Origin of the sequence: Bradyrhizobium sp. SPXBL-02, assembly GCF_051853065.1 — a bacterium.
Taxonomy (GTDB): domain Bacteria; phylum Pseudomonadota; class Alphaproteobacteria; order Rhizobiales; family Xanthobacteraceae; genus Bradyrhizobium.
Genome location: NZ_CP182474.1, coordinates 6,659,925 through 6,684,441, shown reverse-complemented (window position 1 = coordinate 6,684,441; position 24,517 = coordinate 6,659,925). Strand labels below are relative to the sequence as shown.

Annotated in this window: 21 protein-coding genes and 1 pseudogene; 13 read left to right on the top strand and 9 right to left on the bottom strand. The window is 65.7% G+C overall.

Annotated features, from left to right (window positions below; genetic code table 11):
• Positions 1 to 5: 5 nt before the first annotated feature.
• The 8 genes and pseudogenes from ACNJYD_RS31110 (at position 6) to ACNJYD_RS31075 (ending at position 9,972) form a co-directional block, all read left to right on the top strand.
• Positions 6 to 1,601, top strand: coding sequence for an NAD-dependent malic enzyme (locus ACNJYD_RS31110; protein WP_212258418.1), 1,596 nt, complete (start codon positions 6 to 8; stop codon positions 1,599 to 1,601).
• 307 nt (positions 1,602 to 1,908) lie between these two features.
• On the top strand, positions 1,909 to 2,301 hold the full coding sequence (locus tag ACNJYD_RS31105; protein ID WP_212258346.1) for a BlaI/MecI/CopY family transcriptional regulator: 393 nt from the start codon (positions 1,909 to 1,911) through the stop codon (positions 2,299 to 2,301).
• Positions 2,298 to 4,817 (top strand): annotated as a pseudogene (locus tag ACNJYD_RS31100) (M56 family metallopeptidase). The gene ACNJYD_RS31105 and the pseudogene ACNJYD_RS31100 overlap by 4 nt, the downstream one beginning before the upstream one ends.
• Positions 4,818 to 4,982: 165 nt before the next feature.
• On the top strand, positions 4,983 to 6,437 hold the full coding sequence (locus tag ACNJYD_RS31095) for a DUF1800 domain-containing protein (protein WP_439364265.1): 1,455 nt from the start codon (positions 4,983 to 4,985) through the stop codon (positions 6,435 to 6,437).
• A gap of 2 nt (positions 6,438 to 6,439) precedes the next feature.
• The gene (locus ACNJYD_RS31090; protein ID WP_439364264.1) at positions 6,440 to 7,690 is read left to right on the top strand and encodes a DUF1501 domain-containing protein; all 1,251 of its coding nucleotides are present in this window, start codon (positions 6,440 to 6,442) and stop codon (positions 7,688 to 7,690) included.
• A gap of 175 nt (positions 7,691 to 7,865) precedes the next feature.
• Positions 7,866 to 9,035: a serine hydrolase domain-containing protein gene (locus ACNJYD_RS31085; RefSeq protein ID WP_439364263.1), complete on the top strand. Its 1,170-nt coding sequence runs from the start codon at positions 7,866 to 7,868 to the stop codon at positions 9,033 to 9,035.
• Positions 9,036 to 9,203: 168 nt separating this feature from the next.
• Complete coding sequence (locus tag ACNJYD_RS31080) at positions 9,204 to 9,716, top strand: septal ring lytic transglycosylase RlpA family protein (protein ID WP_172787411.1); 513 nt, start codon at positions 9,204 to 9,206, stop codon at positions 9,714 to 9,716.
• 100 nt (positions 9,717 to 9,816) lie between these two features.
• Complete coding sequence (locus ACNJYD_RS31075) at positions 9,817 to 9,972, top strand: hypothetical protein (RefSeq protein WP_172787410.1); 156 nt, start codon at positions 9,817 to 9,819, stop codon at positions 9,970 to 9,972.
• Between the two features lie 268 nt (positions 9,973 to 10,240).
• Here the strand turns inward: ACNJYD_RS31075 and ACNJYD_RS31070 are convergent, their stop codons facing one another.
• From ACNJYD_RS31070 to ACNJYD_RS31060, 3 genes are all read right to left on the bottom strand, one after another.
• Complete coding sequence (locus ACNJYD_RS31070) at positions 10,241 to 10,546, bottom strand: hypothetical protein (protein WP_439364262.1); 306 nt, start codon at positions 10,544 to 10,546, stop codon at positions 10,241 to 10,243.
• Positions 10,547 to 10,630: 84 nt separating this feature from the next.
• Positions 10,631 to 10,903, bottom strand: coding sequence for a hypothetical protein (locus ACNJYD_RS31065; RefSeq protein ID WP_172787408.1), 273 nt, complete (start codon positions 10,901 to 10,903; stop codon positions 10,631 to 10,633).
• 141 nt (positions 10,904 to 11,044) lie between these two features.
• A complete protein-coding gene (locus tag ACNJYD_RS31060; protein ID WP_439364261.1) occupies positions 11,045 to 11,965 on the bottom strand; it encodes a LysR substrate-binding domain-containing protein in 921 nt (306 codons plus the stop codon).
• Positions 11,966 to 12,070: 105 nt separating this feature from the next.
• Between ACNJYD_RS31060 and ACNJYD_RS31055 the strand changes: the two genes are divergently transcribed.
• Positions 12,071 to 13,459 (top strand): MFS transporter, encoded by a 1,389-nt coding sequence (locus ACNJYD_RS31055; protein ID WP_439364260.1) that lies wholly within the window; start codon positions 12,071 to 12,073, stop codon positions 13,457 to 13,459.
• A 91-nt stretch (positions 13,460 to 13,550) separates the two neighbouring features.
• On the opposite strand, the gene ACNJYD_RS31050 is transcribed toward ACNJYD_RS31055, so the two are convergent.
• Entirely contained in the window at positions 13,551 to 16,235 is a 2,685-nt protein-coding gene (locus ACNJYD_RS31050) for a flavin-containing monooxygenase (protein WP_212258340.1), read from the bottom strand.
• 191 nt (positions 16,236 to 16,426) lie between these two features.
• Between ACNJYD_RS31050 and ACNJYD_RS31045 the strand changes: the two genes are divergently transcribed.
• Both ACNJYD_RS31045 and ACNJYD_RS31040 read left to right on the top strand, forming a co-directional pair.
• Positions 16,427 to 16,675 carry a hypothetical protein gene (locus ACNJYD_RS31045; protein ID WP_172787404.1) on the top strand — a complete coding sequence of 83 codons (249 nt, stop codon included), beginning with the start codon at positions 16,427 to 16,429 and terminating at the stop codon, positions 16,673 to 16,675.
• Positions 16,676 to 16,751: 76 nt separating this feature from the next.
• On the top strand, positions 16,752 to 18,236 hold the full coding sequence (locus ACNJYD_RS31040; protein ID WP_439364259.1) for a carboxylesterase/lipase family protein: 1,485 nt from the start codon (positions 16,752 to 16,754) through the stop codon (positions 18,234 to 18,236).
• A gap of 7 nt (positions 18,237 to 18,243) precedes the next feature.
• Here the strand turns inward: ACNJYD_RS31040 and ACNJYD_RS31035 are convergent, their stop codons facing one another.
• On the bottom strand, positions 18,244 to 18,423 hold the full coding sequence (locus ACNJYD_RS31035; protein WP_172787402.1) for a hypothetical protein: 180 nt from the start codon (positions 18,421 to 18,423) through the stop codon (positions 18,244 to 18,246).
• Positions 18,424 to 18,579: 156 nt separating this feature from the next.
• Here ACNJYD_RS31035 and ACNJYD_RS31030 point away from each other — a divergent pair, with 156 nt between their 5' ends.
• Complete coding sequence (locus ACNJYD_RS31030) at positions 18,580 to 19,374, top strand: DODA-type extradiol aromatic ring-opening family dioxygenase (protein WP_260380234.1); 795 nt, start codon at positions 18,580 to 18,582, stop codon at positions 19,372 to 19,374.
• A 41-nt stretch (positions 19,375 to 19,415) separates the two neighbouring features.
• Here the strand turns inward: ACNJYD_RS31030 and ACNJYD_RS31025 are convergent, their stop codons facing one another.
• The 3 genes from ACNJYD_RS31025 to glgC form a co-directional block, all read right to left on the bottom strand.
• Complete coding sequence (locus tag ACNJYD_RS31025) at positions 19,416 to 19,676, bottom strand: SemiSWEET transporter (protein WP_172787400.1); 261 nt, start codon at positions 19,674 to 19,676, stop codon at positions 19,416 to 19,418.
• Between the two features lie 124 nt (positions 19,677 to 19,800).
• Positions 19,801 to 21,258, bottom strand: a complete 1,458-nt coding sequence (gene glgA, locus ACNJYD_RS31020; protein ID WP_439364258.1) for a glycogen synthase GlgA — start codon at positions 21,256 to 21,258, stop codon at positions 19,801 to 19,803.
• On the bottom strand, positions 21,255 to 22,517 hold the full coding sequence (gene glgC / locus ACNJYD_RS31015; RefSeq protein WP_172787398.1) for a glucose-1-phosphate adenylyltransferase: 1,263 nt from the start codon (positions 22,515 to 22,517) through the stop codon (positions 21,255 to 21,257). The genes glgA and glgC overlap by 4 nt, the downstream gene beginning before the upstream one ends.
• A 341-nt stretch (positions 22,518 to 22,858) precedes the next feature.
• Between glgC and ACNJYD_RS31010 the strand changes: the two genes are divergently transcribed.
• Complete coding sequence (locus tag ACNJYD_RS31010; RefSeq protein WP_439364257.1) at positions 22,859 to 23,296, top strand: hypothetical protein; 438 nt, start codon at positions 22,859 to 22,861, stop codon at positions 23,294 to 23,296.
• Positions 23,297 to 23,419: 123 nt separating this feature from the next.
• Here ACNJYD_RS31010 and ACNJYD_RS31005 read toward each other — a convergent pair whose 3' ends face one another.
• A complete protein-coding gene (locus ACNJYD_RS31005; RefSeq protein ID WP_439364256.1) occupies positions 23,420 to 24,400 on the bottom strand; it encodes an ABC transporter substrate-binding protein in 981 nt (326 codons plus the stop codon).
• Positions 24,401 to 24,517 lie beyond the last annotated feature (117 nt).

Here is a 24,517-nt window from a genome sequence, read left to right as displayed (position 1 = left end):
AAGGCATGACGCTGCTGCGCGATCCCCTGCTCAACAAGGGCACCGCCTTCACGGAAGCGGAGCGCGAGACGCTCGGCCTGCGCGGCCTGTTGCCGCCATGCGTGCTGACGATGGAGACGCAGGCTCAGCGCGTGCTCACCAATCTGCGCACGCTGCCGACGGATCTGGAAAAATACGTCGCCCTGAACGCGCTGCATGACCGCAACGAGGCGCTGTTCTTCCGCGTCGTCGTCGACAATATCGACGAGATCCAGCCGATCATCTACACGCCGACGGTCGGGCTTGCCTGCCAGAAATACGGCCTGATCTTCCAGCGGCCGCGCGGCATGTTCATCTCTTCGCGCGACCGCGGCCAGATCGCCGAGATCCTGAAGAACTGGCCCTACCAGGCCAGGCTGATCGTCGTCACCGACGGCGAGCGCATTTTGGGACTTGGCGATCTGGGTGCCAACGGCATGGGCATTCCGGTCGGAAAGCTCTCGCTCTACTCGGCCTGCGCCGGCGTGCATCCCGAACTGTGCCTGCCGATCGTGCTCGATGTCGGCACCAACAACGAAGAGTTGTTGAACGATCCCTATTATCTCGGCCTGCGCGAGCGGCGGCTGACGGGCGAGGCCTATGACAGCTTCGTCGACGAGTTCATGCAAGCCGCGCGCAAGACGTTTCCGGGCGTGCTGATCCAGTTCGAGGACTTCGCCAATCATTCGGCGTTCAAGCTGCTGCACAAATATCGCGACGAGGCCTGCGTCTTCAACGACGACATCCAAGGCACCGCGGCGGTGGCGCTCGCCGGCCTGTTCTCGGCCTTGCGCGTCTCCGGCGGCAAGCTGAAGGACCAGAAGATCCTGTTCCTCGGCGCGGGCGAGGCGGCGACCGGCATCGCCGATCTCGTGGTCTCGGCCATGATGGCGGAGGGGGCTTCCGAGGCGGAGGCGCTTCGCCGCAACTGGCTGGTGGATTCCCGCGGTCTCGTCGTTGCGGGGCGCGAGGGTCTGCATGGCCACAAGCTGCGCTATGCGCACACTGACCAGGCGCCGATCGCCGACTTCCTCACCGCGATCAAGACGCTGAAACCGACGGCGATCATCGGCGTCGCCGCGGTCGGCGGCGCCTTCACGCCCGATGTGCTCAAGGCGATGGCCGAGCTCAACGAGCAGCCGATCGTGTTCGCGCTCTCCAACCCGACCTCGAAGGCCGAGTGCTCGGCGGAGGACGCCTATCGCTACACCGAAGGGCGCGCGCTGTTCGCCTGCGGCAGCCCGTACGATCCGGTCAAGCTCAATGGCCGCAGCTTCGTGCCGCGCCAGGGCAACAATTCCTACATCTTCCCCGGCGTCGGCCTCGGCGTCATCGCCAGCGGCTCGCGCCTCGTGACCGACGAGATGTTCATGGCGGCCGCCCATGCGCTCGCCGATTGCGTCGGCAAGGAGGACCTCGCCCAGGGCAGCCTCTATCCGGCACTGCCGCGCATCCGCGAGGTCTCCGTCCGCATCGCGGCGGCGGTTGCGGACGTGGCCTACCAGCGCGGGCTCGCGGACGGACCTGCGCCCAATGACGTGAAGGCCCTCGTTCAGTCGCAGATGTACGAGCCGACGTACTGAGGGCTGATGACTTTTGATTGAGTCGATCTGGCGAACTGGCTCGGTCACCTCTCCCGCTTGCGGGAGAGGTCGGCGCACTTGCGCCGGGTGAGGGCTCTATCCTCTTGGGGAGTCCCACTGCGGAGACACCCTCACCCCGACCCTCTCCCGCAAGCGGGAGAGGGAGCGCACCGTCCCTCCGACTCCCGACGCCCAGTTAGGTCGACCCATCACCACCATCTCAGGTGGAATCGCCATTGTGCTCCGCGGCTGCATATGCGACAGTCTGTAGCGTTACAAGAATACTCAATCCGCAAGGTCAAATGCCATGGACGATCGCCTGCCTGAACTCGGCGACCTCGAGCGTGAGGTCATGCAACTGGTTTGGGCCGATGGTCCGGTCACGGCCGAGATCGTGCGTGAGCGGTTGTCGCGGCGTCTGAAGGAATCCACGGTGCGCACGGTGCTGCGCCGGCTGGAGGAAAAGGGCTATGTCAACCACACGGTGGACGGCCGAACTTACGTGTACCACGCCGCCGAACCCCGCGCGCGCGTTGCGGCCAAGGCGGTGCAGCGCATCGTCGACTGGTTCTGCAACGGCTCGATCGAGGAGGTCCTCGTCGGCATGGTGGACAACAAGATGCTCGACCAGCAGCAATTGCGCTCGCTGGCCGACCAGGTGGCCAAGGCGAAGAAAGCGAGGGGAGTGAAGAAAGAATGATCGCAACTCTGGCGGAGGCGGCGCTGCGCTCCTTTGTGCTGGGAGGCGTCGTCTGGTTCGGTCTCACCCTATTCCGTGTGCGCAATCCGCACGTCCACATGACGGCGTGGGTCGTCGTGCTGATGGCCTCGCTCGCGATGCCATTCGTGATGCATTGGCCGACGCTCACCATCGACCGGCTACCAGCATCGGTGCCGGTGCCGGGCGAATCGTGGCCGGCCGACATCGCGATGCTGGAGATGTCGCAGCCGACCCTGCCGATCGCCCCGGGCGCCGTCGCGGCGCCGCCGGTTGCAAACGGCGTTCTGGTCGACTGGTGGCTGGTGGCGACGATCGTCTATGCCGGCATCGCCGGCCTGTTGCTGCTGCGGCTGGCCATCGGCCTCGGCCTGACCTGGCGCCTGATGCGTGCGGCGAAGCCGGTGAAAGCTGCGCAGCTGATCGATGCCGACATCCGTGTCAGCCGCGACGTCGGCGGTCCCGTCACCTTCGGCTCGACCATTCTGGTGCCGCCGCAATTTGCAGGCTGGGATGCGAAGAAGCGCCTCGCGGTGCTCGCCCATGAAAGCGCGCATGTCGCCAACCGCGATTTCTACGTCCTGTTGCTCGCCTCGCTCAATCGTGCGGTGTTCTGGTTCAGCCCGTTCTCCTGGTGGCAGCTCGCGCGCCTTGCCGAGCTCGCCGAGATCATCAGCGACGCGCAGGCGATCGAGGTGATCGACGACCGGCTGTCCTATGCGGAGATTCTGCTCGATTTTGCCAGCAGCGTGAAGCCACGCCCGGTGGAGCTTGCGATGGCGCGGGCTTCGACCGTGCGCGCCCGCGTCGAGCGGATCATCGCGGCCGCCGCGATACCCGTCGCGGTCGGCTGGCGCAAGCGGTTGTGGATCGCGGCCGCGATCGTGCCGGCGGTGATCGTGTCGACCGGCATGATCGCCTATCGCACGCCCGACCCCGCGCCCGCTATCGCCGATAGCGGCGAGGTGCCGGCCCAGCATTACCGCCCCTTCGTCAATTTCTACGCCATGGGCCCGGCCTCGGTGTTCGCCATCTTCCGCGAGGGAGACGAGCTCTACGGCCAGGTGACCGGACAGCGGAAATTGCGCCTCTCGGTCGGCGGCGACGGCACGGCGTCCTACCCGGCCTCGTCCGGCGAAATCACGTTCCCCGTCGATGCCGAGCGTCGCTCGGCCGAGCTGACGTTGCGCATGAATGGCCGCGACATTCGCGCGGTTCGTGTCGCGGAGATGCCGGCACCGGCTGCGGAGATCGCGTCGCTCGATCAATATGTCGGCTGGTACCGGCTGGCGCCCAACCGCGTGCTCAGCGTCCGCCGCGACGGCGACCGTCTCTGGCTGCAGGAGACCGGGCAGGGCGCAACGCAGGTGCTCGCCGAGGGCACCGACGCCTTCTCGTTCCGCGGCGACCATCTCGTCGTCTTCCTGCGCGACGAGCAGGCGAAGGTGTCGCGCGTGCTGGTGCAGAACGCGGTTTTCGGTGCCCGCCTCGCGACCCGCGTCGATGCGGCGGTGGCGCAGGCCGTCGAGGCCGACTTCGCGCGCCGCCTCGCCAAGGTCTCCGACCGATTCAGGGAGCAGGTGCCGGTGGCCGGTAGCAAGGAGATGGTCTTGGCCGGCATCGAAGGCTTGCGCCGTGGTACGCCGGACTATGATCGCATGAGCGCGCCGCTCGCGGCCAAGGTCCACCGCTATCTCGCCGAAATGCAAACGACGTTCGTGGCGCTCGGCGCGGTGGAGTCGATCTTCTTCCGCGGCGTGGGCCCGGGCGGCTACGATATCTAAGGCGCCAAGTTCGAGAACGGCACGGCTGAATTCCGCCTGCTGCTCGAGCCCGACGGCAAGGCCGGCGACGTCATCTTCCGGGCCGACGGCAATGACGAGCTCGGCGGCATCCTGCCTTGCTCGGAAGAGGCGAACGTGCGCGGCCGCGCCGGCACCTCGCCGATCCGGATCATGGTCTACAATGAGCTCGGCGAGGACATCCGGGTCTTCAATCTCGATGCCGACGGCAATCGCAAGAACCAGAGCGTCGTCAGGTCCAACATGAGCTGGGCGGCCACGACCACCGTAAACAATCCCTGGATGATCGCCGACAAGTCGGGACGGTGCCTGGAAATCCTGATGCCGGGCCGGCAGACGCGCTTCCACAATGTCGAGACATCGAGCCTCGGCGCGAAGCCGGGGCGTGCCGCGCGCCGCGCTGTTCCAATCGCCAATGGCGAAGAGATGCTGCGCCGTTACATCGAAGATCTCGGCAGGGGACAGCCCGACTACGACCGTATGACGTCGGAAGTAGCCGACATCACGCGTCAGCAATTGCCGTTCGACCAGGCGATCCTGGCGCGACTCGGCGCCTTGCGTGCGGTCTCGTTCCGCGGCGTCACCGCGCTCGACAGCGACATCTATATCGCCCAGTTCGCCAATGGTTCGGCGGAATGGCGGATCGGCGTCAGGAACGGCGTGATCACCAAGATCGCGCTCGGGCCCAACTTTTAGGATCGCGACGCCGTCCGTCGCATCCGACGGGCGGTTCACGATAGCCGGACGGAGATGCCGCAATCTTCGCTTGTCCGGGCGCATCGCGAATGCTACGATGTGTAGCATTACCGTTCGTAGCCTCGCGCCGCGTGTCCGCAGGCTCGAGAAAAATGGGCGTCCGCCATGAGCAATCCTGCAAGGGCCGAGACCGTGCTTGCGCTGCAGCGCTTCGGCATGGGGCCGCGGCCGGGATCGATCGCCGCAATGGGCTCGGACCCGCGCGGCGCGTTGATCGCCGAGCTCGACCGGCCGCTCACGCTGACCGCCGCCGCTGGGCTTCCCACCAGCGCCAAGGCCTTTCGCACCGTGGCCGACGCCAACGCCCGCCGGACGGCGCGGGTCAAGCAGGCGCAGCAGCAGGCCAAGAAGCAGCAGATGGCGGCGGCCGCGCCGGCGATGTCGGAAGACCAGGCGCAAGGTCAAGTGCAGGACAAGGACGCCGCCGAGATGGCGGCCAAGCAGGCGGCCGACGCCGTTCCCGATCCCGGACGTCCGATGTACTTGCAGGAAGCCAAGCTGCGCACCGAAGCCGCGCTCGCCGCCGAGATCGGTTTTGCCGAGCGGCTGGTGTGGTTCTGGTCCAACCATTTCTGCGTCTCGGCCAACAAGATCCAGAGCATGTCCGGCGCCTATGAGCGCGAGGCGGTTCGCGCCAATGCGCTCGGCCGTTTCGTCGATCTGCTGCTCGCCGTCGAAGGCCATCCGGCGATGCTGTTCTATCTCGACAATCTGGAATCGATGGGCGCGAACTCGATCGCCGGCATCAATCGCAGCCGCGGCCTCAACGAGAACATCGCGCGCGAGATCATGGAGCTGCACACGCTCGGTGTGCGCACCGGATACACCCAGGACGACGTGATCAGCTTCGCCAACGTCATGACCGGCTGGACGCTGGTGCCGCCGGGCGCCGATCCCCAGCACGGCGGCGAGTTCACCTTCAATCCGCGGCTGCACGAGCCAGGCGGCCAGACCGTGCTCGGCAAGCGCTACGAGCAGGAGGATGCCGAGCAGGGCCGCGCCGTGTTGCGCGACCTCGCCGCGCATCCGGCGACCTCAACCCACGTCGCGACCAAGCTGGCGCGGCACTTCGTCGCCGACGAGCCGCCGCCGGCTCTGGTCGAGCAGATGGCGAAGACCTTTCGCGACACCGAGGGCGACCTCAAGCAGGTCGCAATCGCGATGGTGTCGTCGGACGAGGCGTGGCGTGGACCGCCGTCGAAGCTCAAGCGTCCCGGCGAATGGGTCGTCGGCATGGTGCGCGCGACCGGCATCACGGTCGTCGATCCCGTCCTCTACACCGGTGGCCAGCAGCTGCTCGGCGAGCCGCTATGGCGTCCATCATCGCCCAAGGGCTATCCGGACGACGAGGCGAGCTGGATCGACGGTGTCGGCCGGCGGCTCGACGTCGCCAACAATTTTGCCGAGCGCATCACCGGCATGGCCGATCCGCAAGTCATCATCGAGGACGTCTTTGCATCCGAGATCGCACCCGAGGTGAAGCAGGCGATCGGCCGCGCCGAGAGCCGCCAGCAGGCGCTCGCGCTGCTGTTCATGTCGGCGGATTTTCAGAGGAGGTGAGCATGGGCCTTGATCGTCATCTGCCCACGCGGCGCGAGCTTCTGGCCGGCTCCGGGGCGCTGTTCGCATGGAGTCAGATGCCGCGGATCGCGCGCGCGGAAGGGCGCGATCCGCGCCTGCTCGTCGTCATCCTGCGCGGCGCGCTCGATGGCCTCGGCGCGGTGGCGCCGGTCGGCGATCCCGACTGGGTCGCCCTGCGCGGCGATCGCGCGCTGCTGCTCGACGGCAAGCCGGCGGCGCTGCCGCTCGATTCCTTCTTCGCGCTCAATCCGGCGATGCCGAACCTGCATCGGCTCTACAAGAGCGGCAAGGCCGCGATCGTCCACGCCACCGCGACGCCCTATCGCGAGCGCTCGCATTTCGACGGCCAGGACGTGCTGGAGAGCGGCTTCACCAGGCCCGGTGCGACCGCTTCGGGATGGCTCAACCGTGCGCTGCTGGCGATGGAGTCCGGCGGTCGGGTCGATCCGCGCGGCAGCCGTGCGCTCGGCATCGGCTCGGTGACGCCGCTGGTGGTGCGCGGCTCCGCGCCAGTGATGACCTGGGTGCCGCAAAAACTCCTGCCGGCGAGCCAGGATACGCAGAACCGCCTGCTCGATCTTTACCAGCACACCGATCCGAAGCTCGCGACCGTGCTGCAGGCGCGCATGAAGCTCGCCTCGCTCGACGGTGCGAGGGGTACGGGCGATCCGATGTCGGACGATCCGACGCTGGCGCCGCCAGGCATTGCGCGCGTGCGCGCCTATTTCACTGAAGCCGCCGGCACCGCCGCGCGCTATCTCGCCAAGCCCGACGGCCCGCGTGTCGGCGCAATGGGTTTCGTCGGCTGGGACACGCACATCGCCGAAGGCGCGGCGTCGGGCCAGCTCTACAATCTGCTCGGCGCGCTCGACGGCGCGTTCGCGGCGATCGAAAGCAACATGGGCGAGGTGTGGCACGAAACCGTGGTCGCCGTCGTCACCGAGTTCGGCCGCACCGCGCGCATCAACGGCACGCAGGGGACGGACCATGGCACGGGCACGGTTGCCTTCCTCATCGGCGGCGGGCTCGCCGGCGGCCGCGTGATCGCGGATTGGCCGGGCCTGAAGGCGGCGCAACTGCTCGACGATCGCGATCTCAAGCCGACCACGGATCTGCGTGCCGTGCTGAAGGGCCTGCTCAGGGATCATCTGCGTGTCGAGGAGAAGGTGCTCGCCGAGACGGTCTTCCCCGATAGCGCCGAAATCAAACCGATGGGAGGCCTCGTGGCCTAAAGAGCGATGTGCACATTGACGCAACGCGAACTTGATTTTCTTGCCAGTCTGAAGACCAGCTGGCGACAGCTCTATTGGCGTGAATTCGCGCGCATCCTTCGAGAGAGCGCGCAGTCGGGCTACGCCAGCGCCGAAATTTGCTCGGCGCCGCGACAGGGGTGACGGGAGACTTCGAATGCGGCGGCGTCAATTCATTTCACTCCTCGGCGGAGCCGCACTCGCGCCGTTCTCTGCGTTGCCGGTCTACGCGAACCCGCCGGAAGGCTGCGGTGGTCCGCTCGAGCGGGGCGACGGCTGGCCGGTCGGCTCCGTCAACGACAACAGTCTCGTCAATCGCGAGGCGCTGTGCGGGATGGCGGATCGCCTCGTCTCCAGCGATGCCAACATCCATGCCGTGCTGGTCGCCCGCAATGGCAAGCTGGCGTTCGAGAGCTACTTCAAGGGAGCCGACGAAATTCCCGACCCGATCTACGGCCGCCGTGTGGAAACTCTCGCCTTCGATGCCGACACGCTGCACAACGTGAAGTCGGTCTCGAAGAGCGTTGCGTCACTCGCCGTCGGGATCGCGATCGATCGCGGGCTGATCCGCAGCGTCGACGAACCGATCTTCAGCTTCTTCCCCGAACTGTCCGACCTGCGGTCTCCCGAAAAGGATCGTATCCGGTTGGTGCACGCGCTGACCATGTCGATGGGCCTGAAGTGGATCGAGGCGACTCCTGCAACGGGCGACTACGACAACGACGAGTCGCGCATGCATATGGCATGGGATCCGTGTCGTTACGTTCTCGGTCTTCCCGTGACCGCCGCGCCGGGGCAGGAATTCTTCTATAACACCGGCGCACTCACTCTGGTGTCGGCCATCATCCGCAAGGCGACCGGACGTCCTCTCGATGAATTCGCGCGTGAGGCGTTGTTCGAGCCTTTGGGGATCACCAGCACGACGTGGGCTCGGTACCGTGGAGACACCGATGCGGGAGGAGGGTTGCGACTGCGGCCGCGCGACATGGCAAAGATCGGCCAGCTGGTCCTTGCGGGCGGCCGCTGGAACGGCCGCGGGATCGTTTCCAAGGCCTGGATCGACGCCTCGACTGCTGAGAAGATCAAGGGGACGGACAATCAATCCTACGGATATCTGTGGTGGCTCGGCCAAGCGCGCGTCAACGACCGGAAGATCAACTGGATCGGTGCACTGGGGCGCGGCGGGCAGTCGATCCGCATCGTGCCGGAGCTCGATCTCGTCGTCGCCGTGACGGCGGGCTACTACCAGGACTACAGCCCGCAAGCGTTTCGATTGCAGTTCGGCGTTTTCAGGGACGTCTTGCGCGCGATCCCCCCTCCGGCCTGAGCCGCAGCTGCCGACTCCGGCGGCGGGTTCTGTCCCGATTCAGGACAGTCACTGTGGTGGAATCGTCACAGCTGGCGCGAAACGGCCGCGGCCCCAGAGCCGCTTTTGTTCCGACAAGGTTCTGCCCTCATTCCCCACGGAAACTTGGGGTTGTTCGGAGGGCGCATCATGTCTCGCATTGCAAGTGCCGAAACTGCCCGGATGTCGCTGGCTAGCTCGAGCCGGCTATTGCTCGCGGTCCTGGGGGCCGCATCGCTCGCCGCCTGCGCGCAATCGCCGGTCGGCCGTCAGAAAGCCGATCTCGCCGGAACGACCCGGCAAGCCGCGGTGGAGCGCCCGCACAGGGTGGCGGCGCTGCATCCACGCCCAATCAGCCGGGCGCGCAGCTCCGAGGGTAAGCAGACGGCTTCGCACGGCGTCGCGAGCTTCTATTCGGATACGGAGACCGCGAGCGGCGAGAAGTTCGACAAGAACGAATTGACCGCGGCGCATCCCACCCTGCCGTTCGGCACCAAGCTGCGCGTCACCGAGACCTCCTCCGGCCGCTTCGTCACGGTCAGGGTCAACGACCGCGGGCCCTTCGTGCGCGGACGCGTGGTCGACATCTCGCCTTCCGCCGCCGAGGCGCTCGGCATGGTCGACAAGGGCATCACCAATGTCAGGCTCGAGGTCGTGCGATAGGGCACGCGTTGCGAACGATGCGGCGCGCTTAACCGGCTGTTAGCGGCTTTTCGAGCACCATGGCTGCCCGCACAATTCGGGGCTTTGGGGGAGGCGGCGCTTGAACACGATCCAGCATCTCGAAGATCAGGCTGCGCGCGCCGAGCGGCTCGCCAAACGGATCACCGATACGCTGACGATCGAAAAGCTGCTGACCTTCGCCGGCGAACGCCGCCGCGAGATCGAGGTCATCGCCGGTAAGCACCGCCGCAACTAAGTCCCGCGTTCCATGCTCCGATCGCATCCGCCCTCGCTGCGAGGCGCGGAACTTCTCCTTTTTCCCGGCGTCATCCCGGTGATCAAGAAGGAGGAGGACATCATGGGTTTTGGACGAGGTGCTTTGCTTTGGTTGCTTGGCGTGCCGCTGCCGATCGTTCTGCTGCTGGCATTGTTCTGGCACCACTGAGGTGACGACACGAAAAGCGCCGCGGAAGCGGCGCTTTTTTGTTGGGCGCGATGTGCAACGTTTGAGGTGCGATGCGCCCTCAGCTATGGCTCTCGACGAATTCGCTGAGATAGTCGGGCAGCTCTATGCCATAGATGTCGCAGCGTGCCTTTATCGCGCCGGCGACCTCGGTCGAGATGTCCTTGATCCAGTGTTCGAGCGTGTTGAACGAGATCACCTTGACGGGATCGTTGAAGCAGCCAGCGACGAACTCGCCGATGGTGGCTTCGAGATCGCTGCGCTCGATGCGGATTTCAGTCGCAATGTCGAGACGGTCGACGACGACGAAGAGGGTTTGGTCCGCGCCATAGGGCACGACGGGAGATGCAACGCCAGCTTCAAGCATGTGAGGCGCTCACGAGTTGACTTCCGATCTCCGACAACGGGAAAAACCGGAAGAAGGTTCCTACGCACGTGCTTGTGAAGGCCGTCAGAGAAATTCCCGCCAGCGTGATAGCTCGATGACGTGTTCGGGGGAGAGAACGGCGGTAACCAGCGGCGGCTGCGGCGCCGTGCGGATCTCATAGAGATGCCGGGTCGCCGCCGGCTTTTGCATGAAGGCCGAGATGCATTGGTCGAGCGTCCCCTCGCTCACCTGGTAGGGCTCGCGGTCCGGTCGGCGCTGGTTGCCGAGTGACGGCCATTTATGCAGCGCCGCAAGCGCGCCGAAATCGACTTTTGACTCCGCAACAACGTCCCCCATCGTCCTGCCTCACGCAAAAGACGACCCCAGCACACGTGCTCGCGTGCCGGGGCCCATACACCTGTCGCTGCATCTCAATGCCACCAGCCCCAACGCGGCATCCGGGAAAAGGTTCCCGGCTCATCGGCTACGGCGCAGGGCTCAAGCGCTCGGGATCTTCGGAATTTGCAATATCCAGCCGACAAACGCCATTACGCGGGGATCTTTGGCCATTGCCGCGGGCCAGCGCACGATCTGAGCCTTGCTCGACGGCAAGTCCCACGATTGCGGAAGCACCCGTACCAGCCTGCCGTCCTTGAGTGCGTCCTGGACCAGCAGCGAACGCGCGAGCACGATCCCGTTGCCGGCGAGGGCCGCGGCTATGGCGGTGGCTATCGTTGCAAAGCGTATCTCGGCGGGTGGCGGGCGGCCGAGACCCAATCGTTCGAACCAGGAGGTCCATGACCATTCGACCCCGCGGTCTTCGCCGATCCGGCCCTTGTGCAGGAGCGGCAACGATTTGAGGCGCGTCACGTCGGTCAGCGGTTGCTGGCCAGGCAGCAGGCGTGGGTGGCAGACGGGGTAAACATGCTCGCGAACCAGCAAACGCTGCGTCGACGTTGGCCTCAAGCCCGCTGCTGGTTGCCACACCACCGCGACGTCAAGATCGGTCGACCTCGCATGTGCGTCGGGTTCACGTACGGCCAGCTCGACCGGTATGCCGGGATGTGCTTGCGCAAAATCGGGCAAGCGGCGCACGAGCCAATAGTCGGCAAGCGCTGCACCGACGCCCACTTTCAAGGCCGGAGGCGGAGCGGCGGCGCGACAAAGCGCACGAAAATCCGCCATCCTGTCGAGCAAACCGGCCAACTCGTTCGAGAGGGCAATGCCGGCGGGCGTGGCGCACAAGCCGCTCGGCTGCCGAACGAGGAGGGGCGTCCCGACGAAGTCCTCGAGCTTGCGGAGCCGATGGCTGACCGCGCTCTGCGTGAGCCCGAGCTCCGCGGAGGCGCGCGTGACGCTCGCATGTCTCAAGGCTGCCTCGAACGCAATCAGACCGTCGAAGGGAGGAAATGAACGCATTGCATCATCATGAAACATTTTCATGCCGATGTGAATGCATTGCATTGGCGCAGGCTTCGCCCCGGTATGCATATCGGTACCAGACGCTTTCACGATGGGGCAACGATGATCACGCCTGAACCCGACATGCAGTCCCCACGTCGTTGGCACGACCTGCTGCCAGCGATGGTGCTCGGCATGGCGGCCTTTCTGACGCAATTCGACGTAACCGCGGTTGTTGTCGCGATGCCGGCCATGGCCGCCGAACTCGGTTTCGGCGGCGCTGCCTATGCCTGGGTGATGGATGCCTACAGCCTGGCATTTACCGGCGGGCTGCTCGCCGCGGGCGCGCTGGCCGACAAGTATGGACGCCGACGCGCTCTGCTTGGCGGCAACGTCGTGTTCCTGGTCGGATCGATAATTTGCGGCTTCGCGGCGGGTGGTCCGATGCTGTGGGGCGCGCGTGCAGTTCAAGGCCTCGGCGCGGCGTTCGTTATCACGGGAGGCATTGCGCTGCTTGCGAATGCCTATGCCCGGCCTGACGAGCGCGCCCGCGCCTTTGCATTCATGGGCGTGCTCTCGGGCACCGCCATGGCGCTCGGACCAGCGCTCGGAGGACTTGTCTCGGCCTGGTTCGGATGGCGCTGGATCTTCCTGGCCAATATCCCGCTTTGTCTGCTCACGCTTCTGGCGGTTCCGCGGCTGGTCGCAGAATCGCGTGATCCTGCCGGCCGCCCGCTGGACTGGAGCGGCGTCGTGCTTCTCACGTTTGCGCTTGGTCTTGCGATCGAGAGCCTGCTGAAGGGAGGTGCAATGCCGGCCCGGACTGCAGCGGGCCTCGGGCTGAGCGCGTGTCTGCTCGCCATCTTCGTGATGCAGCAGCGGCGCCGGCCCGTGCCGATTTTCGACCCCGCCGTGTTCATTCGGCCGGTCATGGTCGGCATTTCCTCGCTCCTGATTGCTGTTTCCGTTGGATACTGGGCGGTTCTCGTCTATCTGCCGCCGTTCCTGAACGCAGCGTTCGGCTGGTCAGGTCCGTCCGTTGGCTTCGCAATGCTCTTCGCGACGTTGCCGATGCTTCTGCTGCCGCCCTATGGCGCTCGCCTCGCAACACGCTGGGGCTGGCGCCGGCTGTTCGCGACGGCGATGCTGGCGCTGCTGGCAGGCGATCTCATTCTGGTCCTTGCCGCGAGCGGCTGGCTCCCGAACGCGCAAGTCGTTCTCGCTGCTGCGGCAACCGGAATGCTGTTGGCCGGGATTGGCGCAGTCCTCGCGCATCCGCAACTGTCGAGCGCTGTCGTTGCGTTGGTGCCTCCGGACCAAACGGGCATGGCCTCGGCGGTCACCGTGGTCATGCGGCAGGCCGGATTTGCGCTCGGCATCGCAATGCTCGGTGCGATCCTATCGGACGAAGCATCGGCTGCCGGTTACGCATGGCCCTGGCTTGTTGCGGCGATTGGATCAGCAGGCGGCCTCGTCGCCGCATCGATGTTGCTGCCTGACCATCAGCCGTAGCTGTATCTGGTGGATACAGCCGGCTGCCCGGGATCACACCAATCGCCACGCCGGCGGCCGGGAACGGTTCCCGGCCGCGCCGTTTTCCGGTTCAGCTCGCGGCCGCCGCGATCCTGTGCCCCGGGCTGTCATGCTCCTGGCTGCTCTCGCCGCGGCGGACCTCCGGCGGCAGCCCGGCAAAGCGCCGCAAGGCCTCCGCCATCTGCACCCGGCCCGACACGCCTGTGATCACCACGTCCACCATCGCAAAGGACGAGTGGAAGTGGCCGCGTGCCTTGAGCTGCTCGACCGGGACGCCGGCGGCCGCCATTGCCTCGGCATAGGCGACACCCTCGTCCCGCAGCGGATCGAACTCGCAGGTGACCACAAGGGCCGGCGGCAGCCCGGCGACCTTGCCGCGCAGCGGCGAGACCCGCGGATCGGTGCGGTCGGCCGGTGAGCAATAGAGGTCCCAGAACCAGTACATCAGCGAGCGCGTCAGGAAGTAGGCGGTCCCATTGTCCTCGTAGGAGGGGCGATCGAAGCTGCAGTCGGTGACCGGGCAGACCAGAAGCTGGCCGGCGATGGCAGGCCCGCCGCGGTCGCGCGCGAGCTGGCAGGTGACGGCAGCGATGTTGCCGCCGGCGCTCCAGCCGGCAACCAGAACCGGGCCCGGCTTGCCGCCGAGTTCGGCGGCGTGCTCGGCGATCCAGCGCGTGGCCGCATAGCCGTCTTCGGCGGCGGTCGGGAAGCGATGCTCAGGTGCGTGGCGATAGCCGACGCTGACGAACATCATGCCGGTCCGCCGCACCATGTCGCGGCAGAACGGCTCGTCCGATTGCTCGTCGCCGAGCACCCAGCCGCCGCCATGGAAATAGACCACGACCGGATGCGGTCCCGGCGTTGCGGGCTTGTAGACACGGTAGGGCAACACACCGTCGGCAATGGGCAGGGTGCCGTCGACGATCTCGCCGATTGGCCGCCCCGCGGGACGGCCCTTGTTGAACTCGTTGACGAAGGCGCGTGCGCCTTCCGCGCCCATCGACTCGATCGGCGGCAGGTTGAGAGATGCGAGCAGGTTCAGCACCAGCCGCACGTCCGGCTGCAGGCGCACCACCTCGCCGTCATTGCATTGCGCGGCCCCATTGGGGCCGGTGAGCTTGAAGCCGAGCATGCCGCGGCTGACCACCTCGTCGCAGATGCTGCGGTAGGGGCCGACGCCGCCGGTGTAGGGCATCAGCCCCTGCACCTTGCCGGGCACGTTGGCGCCCGTGTACCAAGTGTTGGCGAGCCGGTGCAGCGTCAGCATCGAGCAGTCGGCCATGTGCCTGTTCCAGCCGGCCTGCGCCGTCTCGGTCGGCTCCATCGTGGTGAAGCCGGCATCGCGCAGCGCGGCAAGGCGATCGACCACCCAGTCGGCATGCTGCTCGATCGACACCGCCATGTTCGACAGCACCGACGGGCTGCCAGGGCCGGTGATCATGAAGAAGTTCGGAAAGCCCTCGACCGTCAGGCCGAGATAGGTCTGCGGCCCCTGCGCCCAGACATCGGACAGCGACTTGCCGCCGCGCCCGGTGATCGGATGCACGGCCCGGATCGCACCGGTCATCGCATCGAAGCCGGTTGCGAAGACAATGACGTCGACGTCGAAGCTACGGCCGTTGGTGGAGATGCCGCTCGCGGTGATCGCCTTGATCGGCTCCTTGCGCAGATTGACCAGCGTGACGTTCGGCCGGTTGTAGGTTGCGTAATAGTTGGTGTCGAGGCAGGGGCGTTTCGCGCCGAACGGATGGTCGTCCGGCATCAGTGCCGCGGCGGTCTCGGGGTCCTTCACCGCGGCGCGGATCTTCTCGCGGATCAGGTCCTGGACGATCTTGTTGCCGTCGAGGTCGACGGCCTGGTCGGCCCAGAGCTGCGTCAGGATGTGGACGAGGTCGCCGGCGGCCCAGGCGCGTTCGAACCGCTCGCGACGCTCGGCATCGCTGAGCTGCCAGCTCACGACCGTCTGCTGCGGGTAGGGCACGCCGGCCATCGACTGCCGTGCCTGCTCGCGATAGGCCGCGCGGTCGCTCTGCAGCAGGCTCATGCGGTCCGCGGGCGCCGGGCCGTTATGCGCCGGCAATGCGAAATTCGGTGTGCGCTGGAAAACGGTCAGATGCGCGGCCTGCTCGGCGATCAGCGGGATCGACTGGATCGCCGAGGAGCCCGTGCCGATCACGGCGACGCGCTTTCCTGTGAGATCGACGCCGTCATGCGGCCAGCGTCCGGTGAAATAGACCTCGCCCTTGAAGTCCTTGACGCCGTCGATCTCCGGCGGCTTTGGCGCGGAGAGACAACCGGTCGCCATGATGTAATGGCGGCACGACACCGGCGCGCCATTGTCAGTGGTGATGAGCCAGCGCTCCGACGCTTCGTCCCATCTGGCTTCGGTGACCTTGGTCTTGAAACGGATATCGCGGCGCAGATCGTAGCGATCGGCGATGAAGCCGAGGTAGCGCAGGATCTCGGGCTGGGTCGCGTACTTTTCAGACCAGGTCCAGGCGGTCTCGAGCTCCGGATCGAACGTATAGCTGTAGTCGATGGTCTGGATGTCGCAGCGCGCGCCCGGATAGCGGTTCCAATACCAGGTGCCGCCGACATCGCCGGCCTCGTCGAGCCCGACCGCCGAGAACCCTGCCTTGCGCAGGCGATGGAGAAGATAGAGGCCGGCAAATCCGGCGCCGACCACGGCGACATCGACCTTTTGAGCGGTTCCGCGCTCATCGGAGGCACGTGTGGCGACCATTGCGTCAGGCATGGTGTTCCTCCCGTAGGTTTTGTTTTGGCGGCAGGCTATCGCCGCAGGCTCAGCTTGTCATCAGAGCAAGTGCAATCTTAGGGTGGTCGTTTGCGGCGGCTTCGTGACCGCGCGAATGTTGTGGCACCACACGCACCGCGATGCACAATGGCCGTGATAGCCCGGGGTAATCAGCCATCATCCTTCTGTGTATGCTTGCGCTTACAAGCCACGCGTACCGCCCGGGCGTCATGACAGAGTTGAGTGAGCGAACCAAAGCGAACATGGACGTCGTTCTCGAGCAGACGTGCCGGCAACTGCCGCATGGCGGCGATCACGACAGCCGCAGGTTCATCGCCGAGCGCCTGATCGAGGCGGCGCAATCCGGCCACTCCACGCTGGGCGAGCTCGGCATCGTCGCAAGGCGTGCGCTCGCGGAGCTGATCGGCAAAGGCGGCTAGGCGCGGGCGCGAGGCTTGCCTCGCCGACGGCTCCGGACATAACCTGCCGGAATCCTTCATCGAGATCGTTCCGAAGATGCGGGCCCTGCTTGCATTCGTTGCGGCTATCGCAGTCCTGTGTGGGGTCGGCTCGGCCGTCGCCCAGTCGGTCGGACAATTTCCATTCGCGCTGACGCGGGAAGGGCAGATGCTCGGCGCCGTGGAGGGCGAGGTGGCCTCGTTCAGGGGGCTGGCTTACGCGGCGCCGCCGGTCGGGGCGCTGCGCTGGCAACCGCCGCAACCGACGACCGAAAGCTCGGAGATGCGCACCGCCTACGACTACGGCGCGCCGTGCCGTCAGCCGGCGTTGCCCGTGGCGAGCGAAGATTGCCTGACGCTGAACGTGTTCCGTCCTTTCGGGGTCGATGGCCCATTGCCGGTCATGGTGTTCATCCATGGCGGCGCGTTCGCCACGGGGACCGCGAACGATCCGCTGTTCGATGGCGCCAAGCTGGCGCAGGCGGGCCTCATTGTCGTCACCGTGAATTATCGCCTCGGCGCGCTCGGCTGGCTCACGTATCCCGCGCTGTCGAACGCCGGCTCCGGAAATCTCGGCCTGATGGACCAGGTCGCCGCGCTGCATTGGGTGCACGACAACATCGCGGCCTTCGGCGGTGATCCGGGCAACGTCACTCTGTTTGGCAGCGATGCAGGGGCGACATCGATCGCGCTGCTGATGCTGTCCGCGCCAGCGCGCGATCTCTTCCACAAGGCCATTCTGCAATCGGTGCCAGGCCGCGCGCGGCTGCGTTCGGCAGAAGAGGCGGAGGCCATCGGCCGGCTCTTCGTGGCCGCGCTTGGGCCGAAGACGGATCTGCGCGCAGTCGAGCCGCGGCGCCTGCTGGCCGCCGAACAGCAATTGCTGGAGAAATCACCGCGCAGCTTTGCACCGATGATGGATGGACGTCTCGTGACCGAGGACCTCGCCGCAGGTTTTGCGGCCGGACGCCAAAGCCGCATTCCCTTGATCATCGGCTCGAATGAGGACGAGACCGGCTTGGAGAACGAGACCGCGATCAAGGAGGAGCTTGCGCCGCCGGGCACGAGTAGCGAGGAATTGCGCAAGCTCTATCCCGATCTCACCAGACCGTCGGATCTCGCGGCAAAAGTCTACACCGACAAGGTCTTCTCCGAGCCGGTGCGGCTGCTGGCCCGCCTGCACGCGGCAAGCGGCGCGCCGACCTTTCGTTACCGCTTCGCCTATGTGCCGGAGGCGCGCCGCGCCAATCCGGACATCGGCCACGGGCGCGAGCTGCAGTTCATCTTCGGCGCGGAAGGCGTGCCCGGTGCGGGCATCCTGTCGCGGCGCGACCGCGAGGTCGCAAGCCGCATGCGCGCCTACTGGATCAACTTCGCTCGAAGCGGCGATCCCAATGGCCCTGACCTCAATGGTCCCGACCTGCCGCGCTGGGACGCGGCGGGCGGCGATCGCCTGCTGCTGATCACGAACGACGGCATCGCGAGCGGCGACGATCCGATCGCGGAGCGTCTCGACCGGCTGGCAAATGAGGGCAGGAGATGAATCGGATTTAAGCCGCGAGCTCGACGCGCGGCGCCGGGCTGAGCCGGTCTTCCTCCAGGTAATCGATCGCGCCGTCCTTCTCGACGGCATAGAATTGCAGGCCATCCCGCGACTTGAAGGCGGCGCGGACGACACCGCGGCGGCCCTTATCACTGTTGACGACGTCCCCCAGCGCAAACTTCCTCATCGCACGTCTCACTTGTCTTCAAGCCGACTGCTTCGGCCCCGCCGGGGATTCTGGGCGGCAAATCGTTAACGACTTGCTAACCATGCTACTTTGCCTATGCTCACCGCCAATCGTGCGGACCGTAAGCACGCGCCTGTTGTCAACGAGACGAGCCCGATGACGCGATTTCCGACCCTGTTCCTGTCGCATGGCGGCGGCCCCTGGCCTTTCATGGAGGACAGGCGGGTGCAATATGCCAAGACCGCCGAGGCGTTCGCGAACTTGCCGCAGCTTCTGCCCGAGAGGCCGAAGGCCGTGCTGGTCATCACCGGTCACTGGGAGGCCGACGCCTTCACGGTGTCGACCTCGCCGCACCCGCCGATGGTCTACGACTATTACGGTTTCCCCGAGCATACCTACCACCTCAAATATCCCGCGCCGGGCAAGCCCGAGCTCGCTACGCAAGTGAAGGCGCTGCTCACGCATGCCGGCCTCGATTGCCGCGCAGATCCCGATCAGGGTTTTGATCACGGCACGTTCGTTCCGCTCGGGCTGATGTATCCGAACGCCGACATGCCGATCGTGCTGCTGTCGCTGAAGTCCAGCTATGACGCGGCCGAGCACGTCAAGGTGGGGCAGGCGATCGCATCCTTGCGTGACGAAAGCATCCTGATCGTCGGCAGCGGGCTTACCTATCACAACATGCGCGGCTTCAACCGTCCGGAGTCCAAGCCCGTCTCGTATGATTTCGAAGCCTATCTGAACGAGGCGATCAGCAACCCCGATGCCGCGCGCCGCAACGCGATGCTGGTCGATTGGGAGAATGCGCCGAGCGCACGCCTTGCGCATCCGCGCGAGGACCATCTGCTGCCGCTGATGGTGGCGGCTGGCGCCGCGGGCAGCGACGTCGGACGCCGCGTCTTCGTCGACGAGGTCGCGCATGTGGCGATGGCGTCGTACGTGTTTGGGTGATCTTCTCCCTCTCCTCGCAAGCGGGAGAGGCGAAAAAAGCCTCACCCATATCTTAGCTTCATCACCAGGATGCCGCCGGCGAGCAGCATGGTGACGGCGTTCGAGGCGATCAGGGGGCCATCGCCCGAGAGCAGGCCGTAGATCAGCCAGAGCGCGAGGCCCAGCACCATCACCAGGAACATGCCGAGCGAGATGTCGCCGGTGGAGCGGGTCTTCCATACCTTGATGGCTTGTGGCGCGTAGGCGACGGTGGTGCATGTGGCTGCGGCAAAGCCGATCAGCTTGGTCAATAGCGGGTCCATGCGCGCTCTATAGCATGGATTCGGCCATGCTGGAGCTTCGTTCCGATTTCATCGGAACGAAGCTCCCATTCTTGTTCTGACGCGTTTTCTTGACGCGAACCGATGCCCGCCTCGCTCGAAAACGCTAAACCCCGCGGGCCGCCATGAGATTTCGATACAGCGCGGCATAGTCGCCGGCGCGATTGCGCCAGGAGACGTCGGTCGCAAGGCCGCTACGTTGCAGGCGGCGCCAGGTCAGCTTGTCGTGAAAGGCGGTGTTGGCCTTGCGCAGCGTGCCGGCGAGGGCATCCGCCGTCACGGGGGCGAACTTGAAGCCGGTGGCATCGCGGCCGGCCGCGTCGGCCGCGCCGATATCGACGATGGTGTCTTCGAGGCCGCCGACGCGGGAGACGATCGGCACGGCGCCATAGCGCAGCGCACAGAGCTGGGTCAGGCCGCACGGTTCGAAGCGCGACGGCACGATCAACGCGTCCGAGCCGGCCTGGATCAGATGCGCCAGGATCTCGTCATAGCCGATCACGACGCCGATCCGGCCGGGATTGGCGCGGGCCGCGGCCTGATAGCGATCCTGCAGATCGCGCTCGCCGCTGCCGAGCAGCGCGAGCTGCATGCCTTCGCGCAGGATGGTCGGGATGGCTTCCAGCAGGAGATCGAGCCCTTTCTGCCAGGACAGCCGGCTGATGACGCCGAGCAGCGGTGCTTCGTCCGAGGAATCGAGGTTGAACTGCTGCTGCAGCACCGCCTTGTTCGCGGCCCGGAATGTCAGGTCCTCCGCGCCGAAGCGATAGGCGATGTGCGGATCGGTTTGCGGATTCCAGACCTCGATGTCGATGCCGTTGAGAATGCCGCTCAGCACGTCCGACCGTTCACGAAGCAGCCCGCCGAGCCCCATGCCGCCTTCGTCGCTCTGGATTTCCTTCGCGTAGGTCGGCGACACCGTGGTGATGCGATCAGCAAGGCGCAAGCCGGCCTTCAAGAAGCTGATGCCGCCAAAATATTCCAGTTCGTTGACGTTGAAGGCGTGCCAGGGCAGGCCGATCGATCCGATCAGTTCGGGCGCGAACTTGCCCTGATAGGCCATGTTGTGAATGGTCATCACGGTGCCGGGCCGCGGACGATTTTCGTAGTGCAGATAGGCCGGCGCGAGCCCCGCCTGCCAATCGTGGGCGTGCACGACGTCGGGCACGAACGCCCGCACGAGGCCATGGCCGATATCGGCCGCCACGCGCGACAGCGCAGCGAAGCGCACGCCGTTGTCCGCCCAGTCGACGCCATCGGTGGTAACATAGGGGTTGCCCGGCCGTGCATAGAGATGCGGCACGTCGAGGACGAACAGGTCGAGCCCGGCATGCGAGCCCGCCAGCAGCCGTCCGGGGCCGCCGAAATAATCCGGCCAGCGCCGCAGCTCCTCTGTGCCGGACAAAAGGCGCATCACGTCGGGATAGCCCGGCAGCAAGGTGCGCATCTCGACGCCATGCGTCTTCAGCGCAACCGGCAGCGCGCCGGCGACATCTGCGAGGCCGCCGGTCTTGACGAGGGGGTAGACTTCAGAGGCGACCGCGAGGACGCGAACAGGCGTCATGTATTGAGCCTGTCGATCATCGGCTGGGTGATCAGCGAGATGCCCTGCTCGGTGGTGCGGAAGCGCTTTCCGTCGACCTCGGGATCCTCGCCGACGACGAGGCCTTCCGGAATCTCGACGCCGCGGTCGATCACGACGTTCCTCAAGCGGGCGCCGCGGCCGACACTTACGTAAGGCATGATCACGGCATTCTCGACATTGGCGTAGGAGTTGATGCGCACGCCGGTGAACAGCAGCGAGCGGCGCAGCGAGGCGCCGGAGATGATGCAGCCGCCTGAGACCAGCGAGCTCACCGCCTGGCCGCGCCGGCTCTCCTCGTCATGGACGAATTTCGCCGGCGGGGTGATCTCCGCATAGGACCAGATCGGCCAGGCGCGGTCGAACAGGTCGAGCTCGGGCACCACGTCGGTGAGGTCGATATTGGCGGCCCAATAGGCGTCGACCGTGCCGACGTCGCGCCAATAGGCGCGGGTGTCGCTGCCGGAGCGGACGCAGGAGGTCGAATATTGGTGCGCCATCGCGCGGCCGTTCTTGACGAGGTAGGGAATGATGTCCTTGCCGAAATCGTGGTTCGAGTTCGGGTCCTCGGCGTCGCGCTTGAGCTGGTCGAACAGGAATTTCGCGTCGAACACGTAGATGCCCATGCTGGCGAGCGAGACGTCGGGCTTGCCCGGCATCGGCGGCGGATCTTTCGGCTTCTCCAGGAACTCCTGAATCCAGCCGTTCTCGTCGATGTGCATGATGCCGAAGCCGGAGGATTCCGACCGCGGCATTTCGAGGCAGCCGACGGTGACGTCGGCGCCGCTCTCGACGTGCTGGCGCAGCATCACCTCGTAGTCCATTTTATAGATGTGGTCCCCGGCCAGCACCACGATGAAGCGGCAGGCGTGGGATTCGATGATGTCGATGTTCTGGTACACCGCGTCCGCCGTGCCGACATACCACATGGTCTCGGAGACGCGCTGGCTGGCGGGGAGGATGTCGAAACTCTCGTTGCGTTCGGGGCGGAAGAAGTTCCAGCCCATCTGAAGGTGCCGGATCAGGCTGTGCGCCTTGTATTGGGTCGCCACCGCGATACGGCGGATGCCCGAGTTCACCGCGTTCGACAGCGCGAAATCGATGATGCGGGACTTGCCGCCGAAGTAGACCGCCGGCTTGGCGCGGCGGTCGGTCAGCTCCAGCAGACGGCTGCCGCGTCCTCCGGCCAAGACAAATGCCAGCGCTTGACGGGCAAGCGGCTCGGGTCTCGCGGCACTCATGTGATCCTCCCACAACTCTGGCGCTCGCCAGAAGCCTCCCCGGCCGCGCACCTTGGAACCGATAGTAATGGTACGAATAGTAAATCGTGAAGGTGGTTGTTGGTTGCGAATGCACGGGAAGCTTAATGCTTTGCCGGGTGATCGGGCCACCGGCACCGTCGTGCAGGTGTCACAGGCGACGAAGTGGCCCGGCACCGGGTTGATCAGAACGGAGGCAAGCGTCTTGTGCGGTGCACGCAAACTCCAGGCTTTGAAATTCTAAGCTTTGACTTGGCGCAAGGATGCCCGATCATGGCGCTGCGATCCTTTTCCAAGCGAAAGGACAGACAGGGAGTAAGACGATGAGGATCTGGAAGACGGCAATTGCCTGTTCGCTGGGCGGCGCGATCATGGCGGCCCAGATCGGGCAGGCCAATGCGGCCCCGATGCCGACCAACGTCGCGGCGATGAAGGCTGCGACCGGCGACAACGTCGCGCAGGTGCATTGGCGTGGCGGCGGATGGGGCTGGGGTCTCGGCGGTCTCGCGGCCGGCGCGATCATCGGCAGCGCCATCGCCGCGGGGTCTCCTTACGGCTATTACGGCGGCGGCCCCTATTACGGCGGCTACGGCTATGGATATCCGGGCTACGGCTATGGTTATGCCCCCGCTTATTACGGCGGGTACGGCTACGCCCCGGTCTATCCGCGATATTATCGGCCCTATCGTCCGTACTACAGCTATGGCTACTACCGGCCGTACCGCGCCTATCACCGTCACTATTACCGCAGATATTGGTGAGACCGCACGGCTAGAACGAGAGCCACACGATCAGGCTCATGCATGCGGCATGCATGAGCACGATCGCGGCGAGATGCAACGGGCCGGGCCTGAGGCGAAGCCGGTGCATCCCGCCGCCTCCGCCTAGTTCGATCCCGCGGCCGCAGCCGTGAAGCTGCGGTCGACGGCTTTGCTGACGTCGAGCTTCTTCGGCAGGATGCCGTAACGCGTCGAGCGGTCCGAGGCTTCCTGCACCTCCTTGATCACATTCTCGTCGATCACGATCGGGCTGGTGCGCTGTGCGGTGTAGGCCGACAGCAGCACGTCCTCCGGCAGTTTTGTTAGTTCGGCCGTGTTCTTCGCGTAGTCACCGAGATGGTCGAGTGACCATAGCCGCGCCTTGTTCAGCCGCTGCACCAGGTCCTGCACCGCGGCGCGCTTGGTGGCGATGGCGTTGTCGGAGGCGACGATGAAGGTGATGGTCGGCGTCAGCCTTTCGCCGTCGGCGATGACGCGGGCCTTGTCCTTCAACCTCGCGAACGAGACGTAGGGCTCCCACACCGCCCAGGCGTCGATCGAGCCGGCGAGCAGCGCGATCTTGGCATCGACCGGGCCGAGCGGCGCGAAGGTCGCGTCCTCCAGCTTGATCTCTGCCTTCTCCAGCGTTGCGTCGATCAGGAACTGGCCCCAGCCGCCGCGTGTGCCGGCGAGGCGCTTGCCCTTGAGGTCGGCCGCCGATCTGATCGGCGAGTCCTGGCGCACCAGAATGGCCTGGGTCTTCGCATCCGAGCGCGTGCCGCCGATCGCCTTGATCGGCGCGCCGGCGGCATAGACCGAGAGGAACGAGAGATCGCCGGTGTAGCCGACGTCGAGCGCGCCGGCATTGAGCGCTTCGAGGATCGGCGCGGCCGCCGGGAATTCCGACCACTCGATCTTGTAGGGCAGGTCCTTCGCATAGCCGGAGATTTCGAGCAGCGAGCGATTGCCGCCTTTCTGGTCGCCGACGCGCAGCACGACGGTGTCGGCGGCGAGCGATGCGGCAGCTGACGATAGCATGATGGCAGCGGCGAGCAGCGATGTGGCGAGCCGGCGCGTGATGGAATGGTCGTGAGAGTTGATGCTCATTGGATCCGTCTTGTTGCGTCGCTCACGATGCGTGAGCGGACGATGCAGCGACACGCTCAAGTCTATGAGCGCGCGGTACGCCGTCAATGAAATGGCCAACCGTATTGTGCGTGCTTC